The sequence below is a fragment of the Thalassotalea sp. PP2-459 genome (assembly GCF_001913705.1).
Taxonomy (GTDB): Bacteria; Pseudomonadota; Gammaproteobacteria; order Enterobacterales; family Alteromonadaceae; genus Thalassotalea_C; species Thalassotalea_C hakodatensis.
In genome coordinates, this window is record NZ_MKQD01000004.1 from 1 (window position 1) to 763 (window position 763).

General features: G+C 36.8%; 1 protein-coding gene. It reads right to left on the minus strand.

What is annotated here, in order from left to right; genetic code table 11:
* Positions 1 to 187: 187 nt before the first annotated feature.
* The gene (locus tag BI291_RS00170) at positions 188 to 646 is read right to left on the minus strand and encodes a hypothetical protein (protein ID WP_074495183.1); all 459 of its coding nucleotides are present in this window, start codon (positions 644 to 646) and stop codon (positions 188 to 190) included.
* Positions 647 to 763 lie beyond the last annotated feature (117 nt).

Genomic DNA, 763 nt, shown 5'->3' on the forward strand with positions numbered 1-763 from the left:
TAACTCACTCAACTTGATAAGAGAGAGATTATGGCTCGAAAAAAAGCAGAGATCTTTATGGTTTAACTTGACGTGGAGAGTCATACCAACGCCCTAATAACGGGCAAAAACCAGTTGGTTAAAATTAGCGACGAAGGAGCAAAACCAACTGGTTTTTGTCCTTGTTTATTAGCTTGTTATGTGAATTTTACTCGTGGTATTTGCGAATAATAGCAACTTTACCGTTTTCCATTTCGAGCACTTCCATCATTGTTTGTGTATAAGCCAGAGGCTGCTTACTTTCAGGGTGAATACCTTTAGCGCTGTTCTTATACCTGATTGCAATAGCTGAGTTATTAAAAATGAATACATCAAGTAACTCGGCATTATATTCAGTATGAGCACCTAAATAAAATAGCATTCCTTTTCGCATTGCTTCCTTTCCATCTGGCAACCTTGAGTCATCTGTTACCCATGGTAAATGAGAATGCCCGACATCATCAGTAAGTAAGGAAAAGTAGTTTTCTAGATCATCTTTCGTAGCATTTGGTGCTTGAGTTGCGACCATAGCTTTAAAGTAGGTTTGAGCAAATTTATCTAGGTCAATTTCGCTTGCTGAAACAGATAAAACAAAAGTAAATGATAATATTAAAAGTAATCCTTTCATTGAAACTCCGTAGTAGATTATTCACATAGACATAATGACTCCCCACGAAAGTGCTGATCTCCAATCATTCGTGGATTAGCTGATAGCCAGAGCCATAATTAGTTTGTTAAATACTAA